At 62.0% G+C, this 19279-nt stretch carries 17 protein-coding genes; 13 read left to right on the top strand and 4 right to left on the bottom strand.

All coding sequences use genetic code 11. The features are described from left to right. Positions 1-70 precede the first annotated feature (70 nt). The 3 genes from dnaQ to KUA23_RS12420 form a co-directional block, all read right to left on the bottom strand. Positions 71-811: a DNA polymerase III subunit epsilon gene (dnaQ, locus tag KUA23_RS12430; RefSeq protein ID WP_177409512.1), complete on the bottom strand. Its 741-nt coding sequence runs from the start codon at positions 809-811 to the stop codon at positions 71-73. An 81-nt stretch (positions 812-892) separates the two neighbouring features. Next, positions 893-1345 carry a ribonuclease HI gene (gene rnhA, locus KUA23_RS12425; protein ID WP_003173571.1) on the bottom strand — a complete coding sequence of 151 codons (453 nt, stop codon included), beginning with the start codon at positions 1343-1345 and terminating at the stop codon, positions 893-895. Between the two features lie 30 nt (positions 1346-1375). Next, entirely contained in the window at positions 1376-2134 is a 759-nt protein-coding gene (locus KUA23_RS12420; RefSeq protein ID WP_078048086.1) for a class I SAM-dependent methyltransferase, read from the bottom strand. 65 nt (positions 2135-2199) lie between these two features. Here KUA23_RS12420 and gloB point away from each other — a divergent pair, with 65 nt between their 5' ends. The 11 genes from gloB to KUA23_RS12365 all read left to right on the top strand — a co-directional run bounded on the left by gloB (position 2200) and on the right by KUA23_RS12365 (position 17382). Continuing rightward, positions 2200-2967 carry a hydroxyacylglutathione hydrolase gene (gloB, locus tag KUA23_RS12415; RefSeq protein WP_214497622.1) on the top strand — a complete coding sequence of 256 codons (768 nt, stop codon included), beginning with the start codon at positions 2200-2202 and terminating at the stop codon, positions 2965-2967. Between the two features lie 98 nt (positions 2968-3065). Continuing rightward, positions 3066-4481 carry a lytic transglycosylase domain-containing protein gene (locus KUA23_RS12410; protein ID WP_100490943.1) on the top strand — a complete coding sequence of 472 codons (1416 nt, stop codon included), beginning with the start codon at positions 3066-3068 and terminating at the stop codon, positions 4479-4481. A gap of 294 nt (positions 4482-4775) precedes the next feature. Beyond that, positions 4776-6605, top strand: coding sequence for an extracellular solute-binding protein (locus tag KUA23_RS12405; protein WP_252994037.1), 1830 nt, complete (start codon positions 4776-4778; stop codon positions 6603-6605). Next, positions 6602-8440, top strand: a complete 1839-nt coding sequence (locus tag KUA23_RS12400; RefSeq protein ID WP_099493926.1) for an extracellular solute-binding protein — start codon at positions 6602-6604, stop codon at positions 8438-8440. Before KUA23_RS12405 ends, KUA23_RS12400 begins: the two co-directional genes overlap by 4 nt. Next, positions 8441-9517: a microcin C ABC transporter permease YejB gene (locus tag KUA23_RS12395; protein ID WP_252994036.1), complete on the top strand. Its 1077-nt coding sequence runs from the start codon at positions 8441-8443 to the stop codon at positions 9515-9517. A gap of 1 nt (position 9518) precedes the next feature. Then, positions 9519-10538 (top strand): ABC transporter permease, encoded by a 1020-nt coding sequence (locus KUA23_RS12390; RefSeq protein ID WP_012723835.1) that lies wholly within the window; start codon positions 9519-9521, stop codon positions 10536-10538. A gap of 1 nt (position 10539) precedes the next feature. Then, complete coding sequence (locus KUA23_RS12385; RefSeq protein WP_214497619.1) at positions 10540-12141, top strand: ABC transporter ATP-binding protein; 1602 nt, start codon at positions 10540-10542, stop codon at positions 12139-12141. Between the two features lie 185 nt (positions 12142-12326). Beyond that, on the top strand, positions 12327-12848 hold the full coding sequence (locus KUA23_RS12380) for a sigma-70 family RNA polymerase sigma factor (protein WP_078048079.1): 522 nt from the start codon (positions 12327-12329) through the stop codon (positions 12846-12848). Then, a complete protein-coding gene (locus KUA23_RS12375; protein ID WP_252994035.1) occupies positions 12845-13795 on the top strand; it encodes a FecR domain-containing protein in 951 nt (316 codons plus the stop codon). Before KUA23_RS12380 ends, KUA23_RS12375 begins: the two co-directional genes overlap by 4 nt. Before the next feature lie 97 nt (positions 13796-13892). Further along, positions 13893-16355 (top strand): TonB-dependent siderophore receptor, encoded by a 2463-nt coding sequence (locus tag KUA23_RS12370; protein ID WP_252994034.1) that lies wholly within the window; start codon positions 13893-13895, stop codon positions 16353-16355. A 133-nt stretch (positions 16356-16488) separates the two neighbouring features. Further along, positions 16489-17382, top strand: a complete 894-nt coding sequence (locus tag KUA23_RS12365; protein ID WP_252994033.1) for an AraC family transcriptional regulator — start codon at positions 16489-16491, stop codon at positions 17380-17382. Here the strand turns inward: KUA23_RS12365 and KUA23_RS12360 are convergent. After that, entirely contained in the window at positions 17324-17911 is a 588-nt protein-coding gene (locus KUA23_RS12360; protein ID WP_078048075.1) for a LysE family translocator, read from the bottom strand. The genes KUA23_RS12365 and KUA23_RS12360 overlap by 59 nt on opposite strands. A gap of 65 nt (positions 17912-17976) precedes the next feature. Here KUA23_RS12360 and KUA23_RS12355 point away from each other — a divergent pair, with 65 nt between their 5' ends. Together KUA23_RS12355 and KUA23_RS12350 are read left to right on the top strand one after the other, a co-directional pair. Beyond that, positions 17977-18315, top strand: coding sequence for a Rossmann-fold NAD(P)-binding domain-containing protein (locus KUA23_RS12355; RefSeq protein ID WP_252994032.1), 339 nt, complete (start codon positions 17977-17979; stop codon positions 18313-18315). A gap of 109 nt (positions 18316-18424) precedes the next feature. Beyond that, on the top strand, positions 18425-19267 hold the full coding sequence (locus tag KUA23_RS12350; RefSeq protein ID WP_078048074.1) for an alpha/beta fold hydrolase: 843 nt from the start codon (positions 18425-18427) through the stop codon (positions 19265-19267). Positions 19268-19279 lie beyond the last annotated feature (12 nt).

Below are 19279 nucleotides of genomic sequence, written 5' to 3'. Positions count from 1 at the left end.
GCGGCCCCGAACCTATCGCAAGGTTCAAGGGCTTCATCGTCGGCAAGTCGGCTCCTACAGGGAGGATGGGTTATTGCTGGGTCAGTTGGGTCCACAGCGCCGGCGCACCCGCCGACTTGGCGATCGCTTCCAGCCGTGCCAGGTGCTCGGCCAGGTCCTGCTCACTGGCGCGAATAATCGGCGTGGGCTTGCGATCAGCCGGCAGGCGGCGGATTTCCGAAGGTCGGTTACCCGAGCCTTCCGCCGAGCCGCTGCCATCGCTGGCATTACCCGCCAGGGACAGGCTGGTCTGCCCGCCGGTCATGGTCAGGTAGACGTCGGCGAGAATCTCGGAGTCGAGCAAGGCGCCGTGGAGTTCACGGCCGGAGTTGTCGACGCCATAACGTTTGCACAAGGCATCCAGGCTGTTGCGCTGGCCCGGGTGACGCTCACGGGCCATCATCAAGGTGTCGAGGATCGAGCAGTGCTGGGAAATGTCTGCGCGATCGGTTTGCCCCATCAGGGCAAATTCGTTGTTGATGAAGCCGACGTCGAACGCCGCGTTATGGATGATCAGCTGGGCGCCGTTGATGAATTCGAAGAACTCATCGGCGACTTCGGCAAAACGCGGCTTGCCCTTGAGGAATTCGTCAGTGATACCGTGGACGCCGATCGCGCCCTCGTCACTGTCGCGGTCCGGTTGCAGGTAGACGTGGAAGTGACGACCGGTGAGACGACGACCCATCAGTTCGACACAGCCGATTTCAATGATCCGGTGGCCGTCGGTCACCGGCATGCCGGTGGTTTCGGTATCGAGTACAACAGATCGGATGGCCATCAGGGTTCAGCTCTCAACGGTGTGGTGTGCGGTGTGTGTGAATCAAGGCGCGCGATATTAACACGTGAGTCGCCATCAGCTCTGCTTGTAGCCGCGCACTTCGTCCACGCCTCGGTTGGCCAACTGGTCGGCGCGTTCGTTGCCGGGGTGGCCGATGTGGCCGCGCACCCATTTCCAGGTGATGTCGTGGCGATTGCATTGTTCATCGAGCAGTTGCCACAGGTCGGCATTTTTCACCGGCTCCTTGGCGGCGGTCTTCCAGCCGCGCTTCTTCCAGTTGACCATCCACTCGTTGATGCCCTTCATCACGTATTGCGAGTCGGTCACCAGCAGCACGTTGCAGCGGCGCTTGAGTTCTTCGAGGCCGCGAATGGCGCCCATCAGCTCCATGCGATTGTTGGTGGTATTGGCTTCACCGCCCCACAACTCTTTCTCCACGCCTTTGCACACCAGCAACGCGCCCCAGCCGCCAGGGCCCGGATTGCCTTTGCAGGCGCCATCGGTGAAGAGTTCTACGCTATCGGTCATCGGTCACTCGGTATTCATTCAAGAAGAGGGTCATGCATCGCTTTGCTTGCGGTTGACCTTGGCCATCGGCATGGGCACCAGCTTGCCCATCGGCTCGCGGCGCACCTGCTGCACCGGCCGCAGCCCAACCACGATCTTGCGTGCCACCAGCAGATAGAAGCCGCCACCGCCCAATTGCCAGGCACCTGCGCGGCGCTCCCAGCCGGCCAGGCGGCTTTGCCACTTGGTTGACGCAAGCGGCGGACGATAGCACCCGAAGCGGCGTTTCTCCAGCGCGAAGCCCAGCAGGTTCAGCCAGTCGCCCACCCGTTGCGGCGAGATACAGCGTGCCTGGCGCAGGCCGTCGTGGGCGAACACATGGCGCAGGCCCCAACTGCTCCAGGGGTTGATCCCCACAATCAGCAAATGGCCCCCTGGCCGTACGCTGCTCGCGGCTTCGCGCAGCAAGCCATGGGGCGACAGGCAGAAATCCAGGCCATGCTGCAACACCACCACGTCAGCGGCGTGTTCGCTGAGCGGCCAGGCCTGCTCCTCACAGACAATCTCCACCCCCGGCAACGGTGCCCCCAGGCGCACATTGCGCTGCACCTGCGGCGCGGACGGCGGCGTTTCGGCCGAAGGACCGTAATGCACCAGGTAGCCACCAAAGAAACGGCCCAACTCGTCTTCGAGCATGCGCCGTTCTTCGTCCAGCAGAAATTGCCCGATGGGACCGGACAGCCATTCGCGGGCTGCACCGATCAAGGCCAGCCACTCAGGATCGGCCTGGGCGAACGCTTTATCAGTCATTGCATTCTCCAACTCGCCTAGACGTTCTAAGATGCACCAATGTGTTCAGCTTGGCGAATCGAAGAATGATACAGATCAGTGCCCTGCCCGCCTTCACCGATAACTACATATGGTTGTTACAGGACCCAAGCACCCGACGCTGCGCCGTGGTCGACCCTGGCGACGCCGCCCCCGTGCTGGCCTGGCTCGAGCAGAACCCTGGCTGGAGCCTCAGCGACATCCTGATCACCCACCACCACCATGATCATGTCGGCGGCGTCGAACAACTCAAAGGCGCAACCGATGCCAAGGTGTACGGCCCGGCCAACGAGAAGATCCCGGCACGGGACGTGGCGCTCAACGACAACGACCGCATCACCGTGCTCGGCTGGGACTTTGACATCTATACAGTGCCCGGCCACACCCTGGGCCATATCGCCTTTTATCACCCGGGCGTGCTGTTGTGTGGCGATACCCTGTTCGCCGCCGGTTGCGGGCGCTTGTTCGAAGGCACGCCAGAACAGATGTACACCTCCCTTGAGCGTCTGGCCGCCCTGCCCGCTGACACGCGGGTGTACTGCACCCACGAATACACCCAAAGTAACCTCAAATTCGCCCAGGCGGTGGAACCGGACAATGCCGATATCGCCGAACGGGTGGAAACTGTCCGCCAACTTCGGGCCCGTGGCGAGATCACGCTGCCTTCCAATCTGGCCCTGGAAAAACGCACCAACCCTTTTTTGCGCACCGCTGAAACATCCGTTAAACAAAAAGCGGACGAACGGAATGGCCGCGACAACCGCTCTGGGGCCGAGGTGTTTGCTAGCTTGAGGGCTTGGAAAGATAAGTTCTAACGGGATGCAATCTGATACGTAATTTCTGAATGGTTGACCGGAACCAATCGGGTTTCTAGAATCGCCCGACATTTTTGCCCGGAACTTACTTCCAGCCAATGTCGTCATCTATTCGTAAATCCAACCATTCAGACGCATTGACCCGCCTGGCTCAAGCTGTGGCGGTGGCTGTGTCCGCCACACTGGCGGGCTGCCAATCCAGCAATTTCACCGCACAATCCACCGTGCAACCCAAGCCTAACCTCAGCGCCAAGATCAAACAGAAACCCGTCATCTGGCTGTCGGAAAAGCCAACTCCCGAGGCCCCCCAGGACGTCTGGGAGCGCATGCGACGTGGCTTTCAATTGCAGGACGGCGTAGGCGTCAACCCGCGCATCGAGCAACAGCGCCTGTGGTTCGCCAGCAACCCGTCCTTTCTGGAGAATGCCGGGGAACGCGGCAGTCTCTACATTCATTACATCGTCGAACGCCTTGAAGAACGCAACATGCCCCTGGAGCTGGCACTCCTGCCAGTGATTGAAAGTGCCTACAACCCGATGGCCTATTCGCGCAGCGATGCGGTCGGCTTGTGGCAATTCATTCCCTCTACCGGGCGCTACTTCAACCTGCGCCAGACCCGCGCCTACGATGGCCGCCGTGACATCACCGCCTCCACCACCGCCGCACTCGACTACCTGACCCGCCTGCACGACATGTTCAACGGTGACTGGCTGCTGGCCCTGGCCGCCTACAACGCTGGCGAAGGCACGGTGAGCCGGGCAATCGAACGCAACGAGAAGCTCGGCCTGCCGACCGACTACTGGAACCTGCCGCTGCCCCAGGAAACCAAGGACTACGTGCCCAAGTTCCTGGCGCTGTCCCAGGTGGTGCTGGCGCCCGAGGCCTATGGCGTCAACCTCAACCCGATTGCCAACACACCGTACTTCGAAGTGGTTGAAGTCAAGCAAAGCATGGACCTGTCCCGGGTTGCCGCGCTGGCCGAAATCGACGAAGACGAACTGTTCCAGCTCAACCCGGCCCTGAAGCAACGCACCACCCTGGACGGCCCTCAGCATTTGCTGGTGCCAAGCTCCAAGGCGCAATTGCTCACCAGCACCCTTTCGACGATGAAGCCGGAAGAATTGCTGGCGATGCGCCCTAAAAAGCAGGTGTTCGACGAAGTCGAGACCGCGCGCGTGGCCGGGCGTACCCGCAGCTACAAGGTGCGCAGTGGCGACAACCTCACGCTGATCGCCAAGGCCAACAAGGTCGATGTGCATGACCTGCAGCGCTGGAACAAGCTCAACGGCCAGGCCCTCAAGGTCGGCCAGACCCTGGTGATGCAGGACACGCGCAAGCTGGTGGCCAAGGCCGACAGCAAGAAGCCGGTGCAATACAAGGTCAAGAAAGGCGACTCGCTGTACATCGTCGCCAAGCGCTTCAACGTTGAGATGCAACATCTCAAGCGCTGGAACCCGCGTACTGGCCAGGCGCTCAAGCCGGGGCAGATGCTGGTGGTTTCCGGGCCACGCTGACTGACAAACAAAGCTTGTTTGTGTGAGCGGGCTTTGTGGTGAGCGGGCTTGCCCCGCGCTGGGCTGCGCAGCAGCCCTAAAACCATGCAATGCATTTTGTCTGGAACAATGCGTATAGCCAACGGGGCTGCTGCGCAGCTCTGCGCGGGGCAGGCCCGCTCACCACAGCAAGCCCGCTCACCACGCAAGCCAGCGCCACATGGAATCTCCGTCAGCCGACCGGCTTTTTCCAACCGGAACAAGCTGTTACTGTACCGATCATAAAGCCCAAGCCGCCTGGATCGGATCCCTGACTTGAAGCGTCCCCTCCTTCTACTAATAAGTCTGGCCTTGAGCTTTGCTGCGAACGCGACGATTACCGAAAGCCACGGTTATGCACAGTTCGGCAGCCTCAAGTACCCGGCCAAATTCACCCACTTCGATTGGGTAAACCCTGCAGCGCCGAAAGGCGGGACATTGCGGGTCATGGCCTTTGGCACCTTCGACACCCTCAACCCCTACACCTTCAAGGGCTCCAGCCCGGTTTCCACGCCCAACTTCCTGCAATACGGCGTCAATGAGCTGAACGAGCCGTTGATGGTCGGCACCGGCCTGTACGCGCCTTCCGGCGATGAACCCACCTCCAGCTATGGGTTGATCGCCCAGTCGGTGGAATACAGCGAGGACCGCAGCTGGGTGGTGTTCAACCTGCGCCCGGAAGCGCGCTTTCACGATGGCAAGCCGATCACCGCCTATGACGTGGAGTTTTCCTATCGCACCCTGCTGACCGAAGGCCACCCGCAGTACCGCACCAACCTGCAGGAAGTGGCACGGGTGGATATCCTCAACCGGCACCGCATCCGCTTTGTGTTCAAGCGCGCCGGCAACCCGTTGCTGATCCTGCGCCTGGGCGAGTTGCCGGTATTGCCCCAACACTATTGGAAAAACCGCGATTTCAAGGCCACCACTTTTGAACCGCCACTGGGCAGCGGGCCGTACCGCATCAGCAAAGTCACGCCTGGCCGGCAACTGGTGTTCGAACGGGTCAAGGATTACTGGGGCAAGGACCTGCCGGTCAATCAGGGTTTCTATAACTACGACAAGGTCGAGGTGGAGTTCTACCGCGACAGCGACGTGGCCTTCGAAGCCTTCAAGGCCGGCGAGTTCGATATCTACATAGAGCACCAGGCCAAGAACTGGGCCAATGGCTACAACTTCCCCGCGGTGAACCGTGGCGACGTGATCAAGGCGCAGATCGCCCACCAGATCCCGACCCAGAGCCAGGGCCTGTTCATGAACACCCGGCGGCCCACCTTCAGCCAGACCAAGGTGCGTGAAGCCCTGGGGCTGATGTTCGACTTCGAATGGACCAACCGCACCCTGTTCAGCAGCGCCTACAAGCGCACCTTGAGCTACTACCCCAACAGCGAATTCGCCGCGACCGGTGTGCCCACCGGCCATGAGTGGCTGATGCTCTCGCCCTACCGCGAGCAGTTGCCGGCCAACCTGTTTACCCAGCCGTTCAGCCTGCCCCAGACCGACGGGCGTGGCATCCCCCGCGAAACCCTGCGCCGTGCGCTGGCGCTGCTCAGCGACGCCGGCTGGAAGCTTTCCGGCCAGCGCCTGCTCAACAAGGACGGCCAACCGCTACGGTTCGAGATTCTGCTGGTCAACCCGAACCTGGAGCGCATCCTGCAGCCCTACGTCGAGAACCTGATCAGCATCGGCATCGACGCGCGCCTGCGTACCGTCGACCGCGCCCAGTACAAGCAACGCCTGGATCAATTCGACTTCGACATGATCCTGATCACCCTCAACCAGACCCTGAGCCCGGGCCTTGAGCAGTGGCAGTATTTCCACTCCAGCCAGGCCGCGATCAAGGGCAGCAAGAACTTCGCAGGCATCGCCAACCCGGTTGTCGATCACCTGCTGGAACACCTGCTGGCTGCCAAGACCCGCGAGGAACAACTGGCCGCCGGCCGTGCCCTGGACCGGGTGCTGCTGTGGCAGCACTACAGCATTCCCAACTGGTACCTCAACTATCATCGCTTGGCGTACCGCAACCGGTTCGCCTTTGTCACCACGCCGCCTTACAGCCTGGGCCTGAGCGCATGGTGGCTGAAAGCTTCGGAGAAAGCCCAATGATGTCTTTGCGTACTGCCCTGCTCGGTGGCCTGCTGCTGTGCACCGTGGCCCAAGCCGCCCCGCAACATGCGTTGACGCTCTACAACGAGCCGCCGAAATACCCCGCCGACTTCAAGCACTTCGACTATGTCAACCCGGATGCGCCCAAGGGCGGCACGTTCCGAGAGTCGGCCATGGGTGGTTTCGACAGCCTCAACCCCTACATCAGCAAGGGCGTACCGGCCGACAACCTCGGCCTGATCTACGACACCCTGGCCATGCAGAGCCTGGATGAACCCATCACCGAGTACGGACTGGTCGCTGGCAAGATCGAAAAAGCCCCGGACAACAGCTGGGTGCGCTTCTACCTGCGCCCCGAAGCACGCTTCCACGACGGCCACCCGATCCGCGCCGAAGATGTGGTGTTTACCTTCCAGGAACTGATCAAGGAAGGCTCGCCGATCTACCGCACCTATTACGCCGACGTCGACGAAGTGGTCGCCGAGGACCCGCTGAAGGTGCTGTTCAAGTTCAAGCGCACCAATAACCGCGAATTGCCGCTGATCCTCGGCCAACTGCCGGTATTGCCCAAGCATTGGTGGGCGACCCGCGACTTCGCCAAGGGCAACCTTGAAGTGCCGCTGGGCAGCGGGCCGTACAAGGTCGCCGAGGTCAAGGCCGGGCGCATGATCCGCTACGAGCGGGTCAAGGACTACTGGGCCAAGGACCTGCCGGTCGCCAAGGGTTTCTACAACTTCGATAACCGCATCACCGACTATTACCGCGACAGCACCGTGTCCCTGGAAGCCTTGAAGGCCGGGCAGTTCGACTACTGGCTGGAATTCAGCGCCAAGAACTGGGCCAACGCCTACAACATCCCGGCGGTGGCCCAGGGTCGCCTGATCAAGGAAGAAATCCCCAACGGCAACCCCACCGGCATGCAGGGCTTCGTGTTCAACATGCGCAAACCGATGTTCCAGGACGTGCGGGTGCGCAAGGCCATCAGCCTGTTGCTGGATTTCGAGTGGAGCAACAAGCAGCTGTTCAACGGTGCCTACACCCGCACCCGCAGTTACTTCGAAAACTCGGAGATGGCCGCCACCGGCCTGCCAGGTCCAGATGAGCTGAAAATCCTCGAGCCCCTGCGCGACAAGATCCCGCCCGAAGTCTTCACCCAGGCGTTCGAACCGGCCAAGACCGACGGCAGCGGCATGATCCGCACCCAGCAACGCGAAGCCTACCAACTGCTGCAGGAAGCCGGCTGGCGCATCGTCGACGACAAGATGGTCGACACCACTGGCAAGCCGGTGAAAATCGAGTTCCTGCTGGCCCAGACCGAGTTCGAACGCATCCTGCTGCCGTTCAAGCGCAACCTGGCTGACCTGGGGATCGACCTGGTGATCCGCCGGGTGGACGTCTCGCAGTTCGTCAACCGCATTCGCTCGCGGGACTTCGACATGCTGGTGGGCAGCTTCCCGCAGTCCACCTCGCCGGGCAATGAACAACGGGAGTTCTGGAAGTCTTCCAGCGCCGACAAACCTGGCAGCCGCAACTACATGGGCCTCAAGGACCCGGCCATCGACCAGTTGGTGGAAGAGCTGATCGACGCCGATTCGCGCAAAAGCCTGGTGGCGCATGCCAAGGCCCTGGACCGCGTGTTGCAGTTCGGCTACTACGTGATCCCGAACTGGCACATCAAGACCTTCCGCGTCGCGTACTGGGACCACCTGGGCCACCCCAAAGTCCCGCCGCGCTACGACGTCGGCACGGCCACCTGGTGGGCCAAACCCGACGCCAAGCCTGCCATTCCCCTAGACACGAGCACGCACGCCGATCCGGCGAGCGGAGGCGATTAAATGCTGGCCTATATCTTTCGCCGCCTGTTACTGATCATCCCCACGCTGTTCGGGATCCTGCTGATCAACTTCGTCATCATCCAGGCCGCCCCCGGGGGCCCGGTGGAACAGATGATCGCCAAGCTCGAAGGCTTTGAAGGCGCCACCAGCCGCATTGCCGGCGGCGGTGCCGAGGTGTCGGTGGCCGGTTCCAGCAGCTACCGAGGCGCCCAGGGCCTGGACCCGGCGCTGATCAAAGAAATCGAGAAGATGTACGGCTTCGACAAATCGGCGCCGGAACGCCTGTGGATCATGGTCAAGAACTACGCCCAGCTGGATTTCGGCGACAGCTTCTTTCGTGACGCCAAGGTCATCGACCTGATCAAGGAAAAGATGCCGGTGTCCATCTCCCTCGGGTTATGGAGCACGCTGATCATGTACCTGGTGTCCATCCCCCTGGGGATCGCCAAGGCCAGGCGGCACGGCAGCCATTTCGATGTGTGGACCAGTTCGGCGATCATCGTTGGCTACGCGATCCCGGCGTTCCTGTTTGCGATCCTGTTGATCGTGGTGTTTGCCGGTGGCAGTTACCTGGACTGGTTCCCCCTGCGCGGGCTCACGTCGAACAACTTCGACGAGCTGAGCTGGGGCGGCAAGGTCCTCGATTACTTCTGGCACCTGGCGCTGCCCATCACGGCCTTGGTGATCGGCAACTTTGCCACCATGACCCTGCTGACCAAGAACAGCTTTCTCGACGAGATCAACAAGCAGTACGTGATCACCGCCAAGGCCAAGGGCCTGACCAACCACCGCGTGCTGTACGGCCATGTGTTCCGCAATGCGATGTTGCTGGTAATCGCCGGCTTCCCTTCGGCGTTTATCGGCATTTTCTTCACCGGTTCGTTGCTGGTGGAGGTGATCTTTTCCCTCGACGGCCTGGGCCTGATGAGCTTTGAAGCGGCGATCAACCGCGACTACCCGGTGGTGTTCGGCACGTTGTTCATCTTCACCCTGCTGGGGCTGATTGTGAAACTGATCGGCGACCTCACCTACACCTTGGTCGATCCGCGTATCGACTTTGCCAGCCGGGAGCATTGAGATGAATCTATCCCCCCTCAATCGCCGCCGGTTCGAACGGTTCAAGGCCAACAAACGTGGCTGGTGGTCGCTGTGGCTGTTCCTGATCCTGTTTGTGCTGAGCCTGGGCGCCGAGCTGATCGCCAACGACAAGCCCCTGGCGGTGCACTACGACGGTGGCTGGTACTTCCCGGCGCTCAAGCGCTACCCGGAGACCACCTTTGGCGGCGAGTTCCCGCTGGAGGCCAACTACAAGAGCCCGTATATCCAGGAACTGCTCAAGGCCAAAGACGCCTGGACCTTATGGGCGCCGATCCCGTTCAGCTACCAGAGCATCAACTACGACCTCAAGGTGCCCGCCCCGGCGCCGCCCTCTTCCGTGAACCTGCTGGGCACCGACGACCAAGGCCGCGACGTACTGGCGCGGGTCATCTACGGCTTCCGTGTGTCGGTGCTGTTTGCCCTGACGCTGACAGTGCTCAGCTCGATCATCGGCGTGATCGCCGGGGCCTTGCAGGGCTTCTATGGCGGCTGGGTCGACCTGGCGGGGCAGCGGTTCCTGGAAATATGGTCCGGGTTGCCGGTGTTGTACTTGCTGATCATTCTCGCCAGTTTCGTGCAGCCCAACTTCTGGTGGCTGCTGGGGATCATGCTGCTGTTTTCGTGGATGAGCCTGGTGGACGTGGTACGCGCCGAGTTCCTGCGCGGACGCAACCTGGAATACGTGCGCGCCGCCAGGGCCCTGGGCATGCAGAACGGCGCGATCATGTTCCGCCACATTTTGCCGAATGCGATGGTGTCGACCATGACCTTCATGCCGTTCATCCTCACCGGCGCCATCGGCACCCTCACCGCCCTGGACTTCCTCGGCTTTGGTTTGCCGGCTGGCTCGCCATCGCTGGGTGAACTGGTGGCCCAAGGCAAATCCAATCTGCAAGCGCCGTGGCTGGGCATGAGTGCCTTTGCCGTGCTGGCGATCATGTTGAGTTTGCTGGTGTTTATCGGCGAGTCCGCTCGCGATGCCTTCGACCCGAGGAAATGAGATGAATCAGGACAATCTGATCGAAATCCGCGACCTCTCCGTCGAGTTTGTCACGGGCGACCATCACCACCGTGTGGTGAACAACGTCAGCTTCGACATCAAGCGCGGCGAAACCATCGCGCTGGTGGGCGAAAGCGGCTCGGGCAAATCGGTGACGGCCCACTCGATCCTGCGCCTGCTGCCCTACCCGCTGGCGCGGCACCCCTCCGGCACCATCAACTATGCCGGGCAGGACCTGCTCACGCTGAAAGAAAAAACCATCCGCCACATTCGCGGCAACCGCATTGCGATGATCTTCCAGGAGCCGATGACCTCCTTGAACCCGCTGCACAACATCGAGAAGCAGATCAATGAAGTGCTGGGCCTGCACAAGGGGCTCACCGGCAAGGTCGCCACCCAGCGCACCCTGGAGTTGCTGGAACTGGTGGGCATTCCCGAACCGCACAAGCGCCTCAAGGCCCTGCCCCATGAGTTGTCCGGCGGCCAGCGCCAGCGGGTGATGATCGCCATGGCATTGGCCAATGAGCCAGAACTGCTGATTGCCGATGAGCCGACCACGGCGCTGGATGTGACGGTGCAACTGAAGATCCTGGAATTGCTCAAGGAGTTGCAGGCGCGCCTGGGCATGGCGCTGCTGTTGATCAGCCATGACCTTAACCTGGTGCGGCGCATCGCCCACCGCGTGTGCGTGATGCAGAAGGGTTGCATCGTCGAACAGGCGGACTGCGAGACGCTGTTCCAGTCGCCCCAGCATCCCTACACCCAGGAACTGCTTGCGGCCGAGCCCAGTGGCGGGCCCGCCAACAACGCGGTGGGCGCGCCGCTTTTGGAAGTCGATGACCTCAAGGTGTGGTTCCCGATCAAAAAAGGCTTTTTGCGCAACACCGTCGACTACGTCAAGGCGGTGGACGGTATCAACTTCAGCCTGCCCCAGGGGCAGACCCTGGGCATCGTTGGCGAAAGCGGCTCGGGCAAATCCACCCTGGGCCTGGCGATTTTGCGGTTGATCGCCAGCAAGGGCGGGATCCGCTTCGAAGGCCAGCAACTGGACAAGCTGACCCAGCAGCAGGTGCGCCCGCTGCGCCGGGAAATGCAGGTGGTGTTCCAGGACCCGTTCGGCAGCCTGAGCCCGCGCATGTGCGTCAGCGAGATCGTCGGTGAAGGCCTGCGCATCCACAAGATGGGTACACCGGCCGAGCAGGAAGTCGCGATTATCGCAGCACTCAAGGAGGTGGGCCTGGACCCGGAATCCCGGCACCGCTACCCCCACGAATTCTCCGGCGGCCAGCGCCAACGCATCGCCATCGCCCGCGCACTGGTGCTCAAGCCACGCCTGATCCTGCTCGACGAACCCACCTCGGCCCTCGACCGTACGGTGCAACGCCAGGTGGTGGAACTGCTACGCAGCCTGCAGGCCAAGTACAACCTGACGTACCTGTTTATCAGCCATGACTTGGCGGTGGTCAAAGCCTTGAGTCACCAGTTGATGGTGGTCAAACATGGGCAGGTGGTGGAGCAAGGCGATGCCCAGGCGATTTTCGCCGATCCGCAGCATGCCTACACCCGTCAGCTGCTGGAGGCCGCGTTCCTCGTACCCGCCTGACCCAAAATGCGGGAGCTGGCTCGCCTGCGTTAGCGGCGGGCCACCCTATACATTCATCGACTGATGCGCCGCCATCGCGGGCAAGCCCGCTCCCCCATAACAGCCATTCAATATCATTTGCGCGCACGCGCCCCCTTTGCTTTAATCGCGACCAATTCTTATTTACGCCAATCCTTTTGCGCTGGATGGAAATCGTGTCGACCTCTTTCACCCACCTCTACGGCACCCACCACAGCTGGCTGCTCGGCCTGTTACGGCGCCGCTTGAACGACCGTTGGGATGCCGCCGACCTGGCCCACGACACGTTTATCCGTATCCTCAACCGGCCTCCGGTCGAGACCGATCACCTGCGCCAGCGCTCCTACCTGGCCACCATCGCCCGTGGCTTGTGCATCGACCACTGGCGCCGCCGTCAGCTCGAAAAAGCCTGGCTGGAGAGCCTGGCCCTGTGCCCGGAAGCCATCCAACCTTCACCGGAACAACGCGCAATCATCGTCGAGACCCTCTACGAAGTAGACGCCATGCTCGCGCGCCTGCCGAAGAAAGTCAGCGAAGCCTTCCTGCTCGCCCAGTTGCACGGCCAACCCTACAAACAGATCGCCGAGCACCTGGGCGTGGGTGAACGCATGGTCAAGAAATACATGGCCCAGGCCCTGCTGCACTGCGCCATCCTTGAAGCCGAACTCGACGGGATGCTGGTGCAATGAACACTTCCGGCACCCTCAGCCATGCCAGCCTGGAGCAGGCGGCGCACTGGTACGTGCGCCTGCAGGACCCGGCCAGCAACCAGGAACACCAGCGTTGGCAAGCCTGGGTGGCACAGAACCCCGAGCACCTGGCGGCCTGGCAGTATGTAGAGCGGGTCAGCCAACGCTTTGCGCCCTTGATGGAACAACCCCAAGGCGCCAGCCGGGCGTTGCGCAGTTCGCGGCGCCAGGCCCTCAAGACGCTGTTGGTGCTGTGTGCCGGTTCGACACTGGCCTGGGGCACCTGGCGCACGACCGCCCTGCCTCGACTGGTAGGCGGCTGGCGTGCGGACTACGCCACCGGCAGCGGCGAGACGCGCGATGCGCTGCTGGCCGACGGCAGCCATGTGTGGCTGAACGCCTTGAGTGCGTTGGATGTGCGTTTTGATGGGCTACAACGGTTGTTGCAGTTGCGCTTTGGCGAAGTGCTGATCGACACGGCCAAGGACGCCAGCCGGCCATTCCTGGTGGACACCGAACACGGGCGTATGCAGGCGCTGGGGACACGATTCAGTGTGCTGCACGGCGAGCATCACACCCAGCTCAACGTCTTCGAAGGGCGGGTGCAGGTCACCACGCACGACGCGCAGGCGCGCATCCTCGAAGCCGGCCAACAGGTGTCCTTTACGCGCGACGGCTTCGCCCCTACTGCACCGGCCTCCCCGGCCCGTGAAGCCTGGAGCCGTGGCGTACTGTTGGCGGACAACCTCCCGCTGGGCCAATTGATCGCCGAACTCAACCGCTATCGCCCCGGCCACCTGGGCTGCGACCCGGCTGTGGCGCAACTGCCGGTGATGGGTTCATTCCCGCTGATCGACAGCGATCACGCCCTGCACCTGTTGCAAGCGGCGCTGCCGATTCGCGTCGACAAGCCGATGCCCTGGTGGGTCACTGTCGGGCCAAAGTAAAAAAACGCTGAATGTCAGTTCCCTTTTCCCACACTCGTTCGGTTAACCCTGCAGACGCTCTATTTCGCCGATCGATTTGATCCAAAGGGAACCCTTCATGTCGCAACCTGCTCGTTTTGCGCTGCGCCCATTGGCGCTGGCCACGTCGCTGTTTTGCCTCGGCGCGCCGGCGGCCTACGCCGCCGAATCAGCCGCCACCCAGGAAGCCACTCGCAACTACCGGATCGCCGCCGGCTCCCTGGTCAGTGTGTTGAACAGCTTTGCCGAGCAGTCCGGCCTTTTCATCGCAGGCCACAACAACCTCGCCGCCGGTAAAACCAGCCCCGGCCTGAATGGCAGCTACACCCCCGCCAGCGGTTTGCAGCGCCTGTTGCAAGGCAGTGGCTTGCAGGCCGTCGCCCAGGGCAACAACAGCTACGTGCTGGAGCCGATTCCAGCCAACAGCGGCGCCCTGGAACTGGGCGCCACCACGATCTCCGGCCAGGGCCTGGGCGCGACCACCGAAGACACGCATTCGTACACCACCGGTTCCATGGCGTCGGCCACCGGCCTGCCGCTGTCGATGCGCGAAACCCCGCAATCGGTCACGGTGATCACCCGCCAGCAGATGGACGACCAGGGCTCCACGAACATCGCCGACACCCTGCGCCGCGCCCCTGGCGTCAGCGTGCAGAACTACGACAGCGAGCGCTGGGAGTTCTCCAGCCGGGGCTTGCCGATCACCAATTTCCAGTATGACGGCGTCAACTCCACCTACGACGGCGTGTATGACTACGGCACCACCAGCACCGACATGGCGGTGTATGACCACCTGGAAATCATCAAGGGCTCGGCCGGCCTGCTGAGCGGCTCCGGCGACCCGTCGGCCACCGTCAACCTGATCCGCAAGAAACCCACGGCGGCGTTCAAGGCCTCGGTGACCCAGACCTTCGGTTCCTGGGACAACTACCGCACCGAAGGCGACCTCTCCGGCCCGCTGACCGAGTCCGGCAATGTGCGCGGGCGTTTTGTCGGCGTGTACCAGGACCGCCAGTCGTACCTGGACCACTACCAGCACACCAAGGACATCGCCTACGGCATCCTCGAAGCCGACTTGACGCCCGACACCCTGCTGACCTTCGGCATCGACCAGCAGGACACGCGCTCACGCGGCGCCAGTTGGACCGGTTTCCCGATGTATTTCAGCGACGGTTCGCGCACCCACTTCTCGCGTTCGTTCAACCCAGCCGCCGACTGGAGCCGCCGCGATTTCACCAACCAGACGCTCTTCGCCTCGGTGCAGCAGAAGCTGGCGAATGACTGGTCGCTCAAGGTCAGCCTCGACCGCAAGCGCAGCCAGCACGACACCCTGCTCGCGTCCGCCAGCGGTGGCAACCCGGACCCGGTCAGCGGCGAGAACATGTACATGTTCATGGGCAAGTACAAGGGCGACCAGGTGCAGAACACCCTGGACGTCAACCTCAGCGGGCCGTTCAGCCTGTTTGGCCGCGAGCACGAGTTGATCATGGGCTTCATGGCCACCCGCTCTAAACAGGACGTGCCGGTGTACGGCTCGATCTACCCACCGGTGGGCGGCAGTATCTTCGACTGGCACGGCGAATACGCCAAGCCGGACATCCCGCGCAGCGGCCAGAACGATATCGTGCAGCGCCAGACCGGGGCGTACCTGGCCACGCGCCTGAAACCCACCGATGATTTGTCGGTGATCCTCGGCACCCGCGTGAGCACGTTCAGCGGCACCGACACCACCGACTTCTACGACCCGACCAAGGCCGACAACCGCACCACCTACCACCAGAGCGGCGTGGTCACGCCGTACGCCGGCATCGTCTATGACCTCAACGACACCTGGTCGGTGTACACCAGCTACACCCAGATCTACCGCCCGCAAACCAGCAAGGACGCCGACCGCAAACTGCTTGATCCGATCGAAGGCGATACCTACGAAGCCGGGATCAAGGCCGCGTTCTACGACGGCCGCCTCAACGCCAGCTTTGCAGCGTTTCGCATTGAGCAGGACAATGTTGCCGAGTACGTCTCGGGCTTCGAGACCGACTCGGTGTACCGCGCCATCGCCGGCGCCACCACCAAGGGCTTCGAAGCGGAGTTGTCGGGTGAAGTGCTGGACGGCTGGAACGTCTCCGCCGGCTACACTTACCAACACACCCGCGACGCCAATGACGGCTACGTCTACAGCTCGGTGCTGCAAACCACCACGCCACGGCAAGTGGTGCGCCTGTTCAGCACTTACCGCCTGCCCGGCGCCCTCGAGAACGTCACCGTCGGCGGCGGCGTGAACTGGCAGAGCGAATTCTTCGGCAATGTGTTCCAGCCGGACCCGAATGACACGGTCAACTTCGGCCACAACTCACGCATCACCCAGGACAGCTACTACCTGGTGGACCTGATGGCGCGCTACCGCTTCAACGACCACCTGAGCACCACGCTCAACGTGAAGAACCTGTTCGACAAAACGTACTACACGGGCCTGGGCAACTTCGGCACCGGTTTCTACGGCGAACCGCGTAGCCTGCAATTGGCGACCAAGTGGGACTTCTAGGCTCGAACGCTAACCGGTGGCAAGGGAGCTTGCTCTCTTGCCAAACGTGCAGCAGCCGCGCTTAAGCACCTGAAACTTGTGGCAGCCTGTGCAATGATCCTCCTTCGATCTCTCAAGGGACGGAACCGCCACCATGCTGCCGAACACCCCCATGCATCCCGCGCACGCGCCGCAGTTCTGGCGCGACGAGCGCCTGCCGTTCATCGAAGCGCGCACCATCGCCGACGGACGCAAGGTCACCTACGGTCGGCACGCCCACGAACACTTCTCCATCGGTGCGGTGACCCTGGGGCGCAGCTATTACCACTACGGCGCGCAGACCTTCCAGATCAGCGCCGGCACCGTGGTGTTGATGAACCCAGGCGATGTGCACGCCTGCAACCCCATCGATAACGAGCACTGGTCTTATCAGATGCTGTACCTCGATACGCCCTGGCTGACCGACCTGCAATACCAACTGGGGTTCAGCACCGACCAGGGCTATCGAGCGTTCAACACCCCTTACACGTGCGACCCCGTGTTGTATCGCGGGCTGTTGGCGCTCTACCGCACACTGGTGGACACGCAAGCTGAACACCTGCAAAAGCAAAGTGCGCTGGTGAGTTACTTTAGTGAAGTGCAACAGCGCCTCAACCCCTCCGACACGCCGCCACGTGAGGTCAACCACAAGCTGGAACGCGCCGCCGAGTTCATCCGCGCCCATTGCACCCAGGCGTTGAAACTCGAAGATATCTGCCTGGCTGCCGAGTTATCGCCGTCCTACCTGATTCGCGCGTTCAAGCAGTATTACGGGCTGACGCCCCATGCGTTCCTGGTGAACCAGCGTATCCAGTTTGCCCGCGCCCAGTTGCGTAACGGCGAGCTGATCGCCGAGGTCGCCCTGGCCGCCGGCTTTGCCGACCAGGCGCATTTCCAGCGCGCGTTCAAGCTGCACTTCGCCGCCACGCCCGGGCAGTACCGCGACCTGCTCAAGCCATCAGCAAATAACCCACACTGGCCACCAGCAACGCGGCCATTGAGCGGTTGAACACACGCACGCCCTGGGGGTTGCCCAGGTAGCGGCGCAGAAACGTCCCGGCATAGGCCCAGCACGCCACCGACAGGTAGCAGATCACCAGGTAGAGGCTCGCGAACAGCCACACTTGCTGCGCATCACCGTCGGCCACAAACAGCCCCATCCCCGCGACGCAGGCCAGCCATGCCTTGGGGTTGAGCCATTGCATGACTGCGCCATACAGCATCGACGGCGCGGTGGCGGTGCCATCGGCATCCAGCCGGCCATCGTCCACTGCCAGCTTCCAGGCCATGTACAGCAGGAAGACCACCCCGCCCCACTGGATCAACTGAGTCAGGATCGGCCAGCGCAGCAGCACTTCATGCAAGCCCAGGCCGATCAATACCAGCAACAAGGTAAAACCCGCCGCCGCGCCAAACACGTGTTTCTGGCTCGCCACAAAACCGAAGCGCGCCCCTGAACTCAGGGCGACCACATTCACAGGTCCCGGTGTGATGGAGGTGGCCAACGCAAACGCAGCCATGGAAACGATCAAGCTCATTGCAATTCCTTCTTATTCGAACGAGTGACGATGGGCCCACGGTAAAGCGCATCAAGAGCGGGGTATTGAACAAAATAACCCTCGTCGAATTATTTTGTAGACGATCGCCGCAATTCCCGTGGATGGCCGACATGTCCCAGCGGCAGCCTGACCATCTAGACGAAGCGGCCATCCAGGTGCCCACCCGCAATATCCCCGATTGGCTGCTGCGCCTGCTGGCACGTTTCGATCCGCTCCTGCGCGGCCTGCCCCCCAACCTCGGCCGCCAACATCGCCACACAGCCGAAAAAGCCCGCGTCATGCTCGGCTGGCACACACGCCCGGCCCGCGAAACGCTGATCGATTGTGCCAACAGCCTGATTGCCCACAAGGTGCTTTTAGACGCTTTTATTCCATTGATATAACTGCATTTTTTTCTTTCGAACGGCAGGTTTTGATAGGCAAAAATGCGTATTTGCCGGGCCGCAGCCGATGCTAGAGTTCAGCCCCCCTCAACACAAAAAAGGAACCGCTATGTCACGTCGCCTGTTGGCAGCCGCCTGCCTGATGCTGTGTTTTTCTGCGGCCCAAGCCGCTGAACGCTGGGAAACCCTGCCGCCAACGCCCGCCCCCGTGGCTGGCGCCAAGGGCGGCTACGCCGCCGTCAACGGCATCAAGGTCTATTACACCCGCACCGGCCATGGCTCGCCGGTGGTGCTGCTGCACGGTGGTTTGTCCAACTCCGATTACTGGGGCAACCAGGTCAAGGCGCTGGCCGCCAAGCACACGGTGATCAGTATCGACAGCCGTGGCCACGGGCGCAGCTCGCGGGACGACAAACCCTACGGCTACGACCTGATGGCCGACGACGTGGTCGCCGTGCTCGACAGCCTGAAAATCCCCCGCGCCGATATCGTCGGCTGGAGCGACGGCGCCATCATCGGCATCGACCTGGCCCTGCGTCACCCGGACCGTATCGGCAAAGTGTTCGCCTTCGCCGCCAACACCCAGACTGCCGGGGTGAAGGATGGCGTCGAGAAGAACCCGACCTTCGCGGCCTTCATCGAACGCGCGGGCAAGGAGTACGGCAAGCTGTCGCCAACGCCGAAAGAGTACGACGCGTTTGTCGAACAGATCAGCCACATGTGGGCCAGCCAACCGAACTGGACCGACGCGCAACTGCAAAGCATCAAGACGCCGATCCTGATTGCCGATGGCGACCATGACGAGGCGATCAAGCGCGAACACACCGAGTACATGGCCGCGACCATTCCCGGTGCGGGCCTGTTGATCCTGCCCAATACCAGCCACTTTGCCTTCCTGCAGGACCCGGCGTTGTTCAATGCGGCATTGCTGGGCTTCCTCGACGGCAAATAGACCCTGTACCCT

The sequence above is a fragment of the Pseudomonas pergaminensis genome (assembly GCF_024112395.2).
Lineage (GTDB): Bacteria > Pseudomonadota > Gammaproteobacteria > Pseudomonadales > Pseudomonadaceae > Aquipseudomonas > Aquipseudomonas pergaminensis.
Note: the sequence above shows the minus strand (reverse complement) of the source record. Positions and strands in the feature narration are given on the sequence as shown.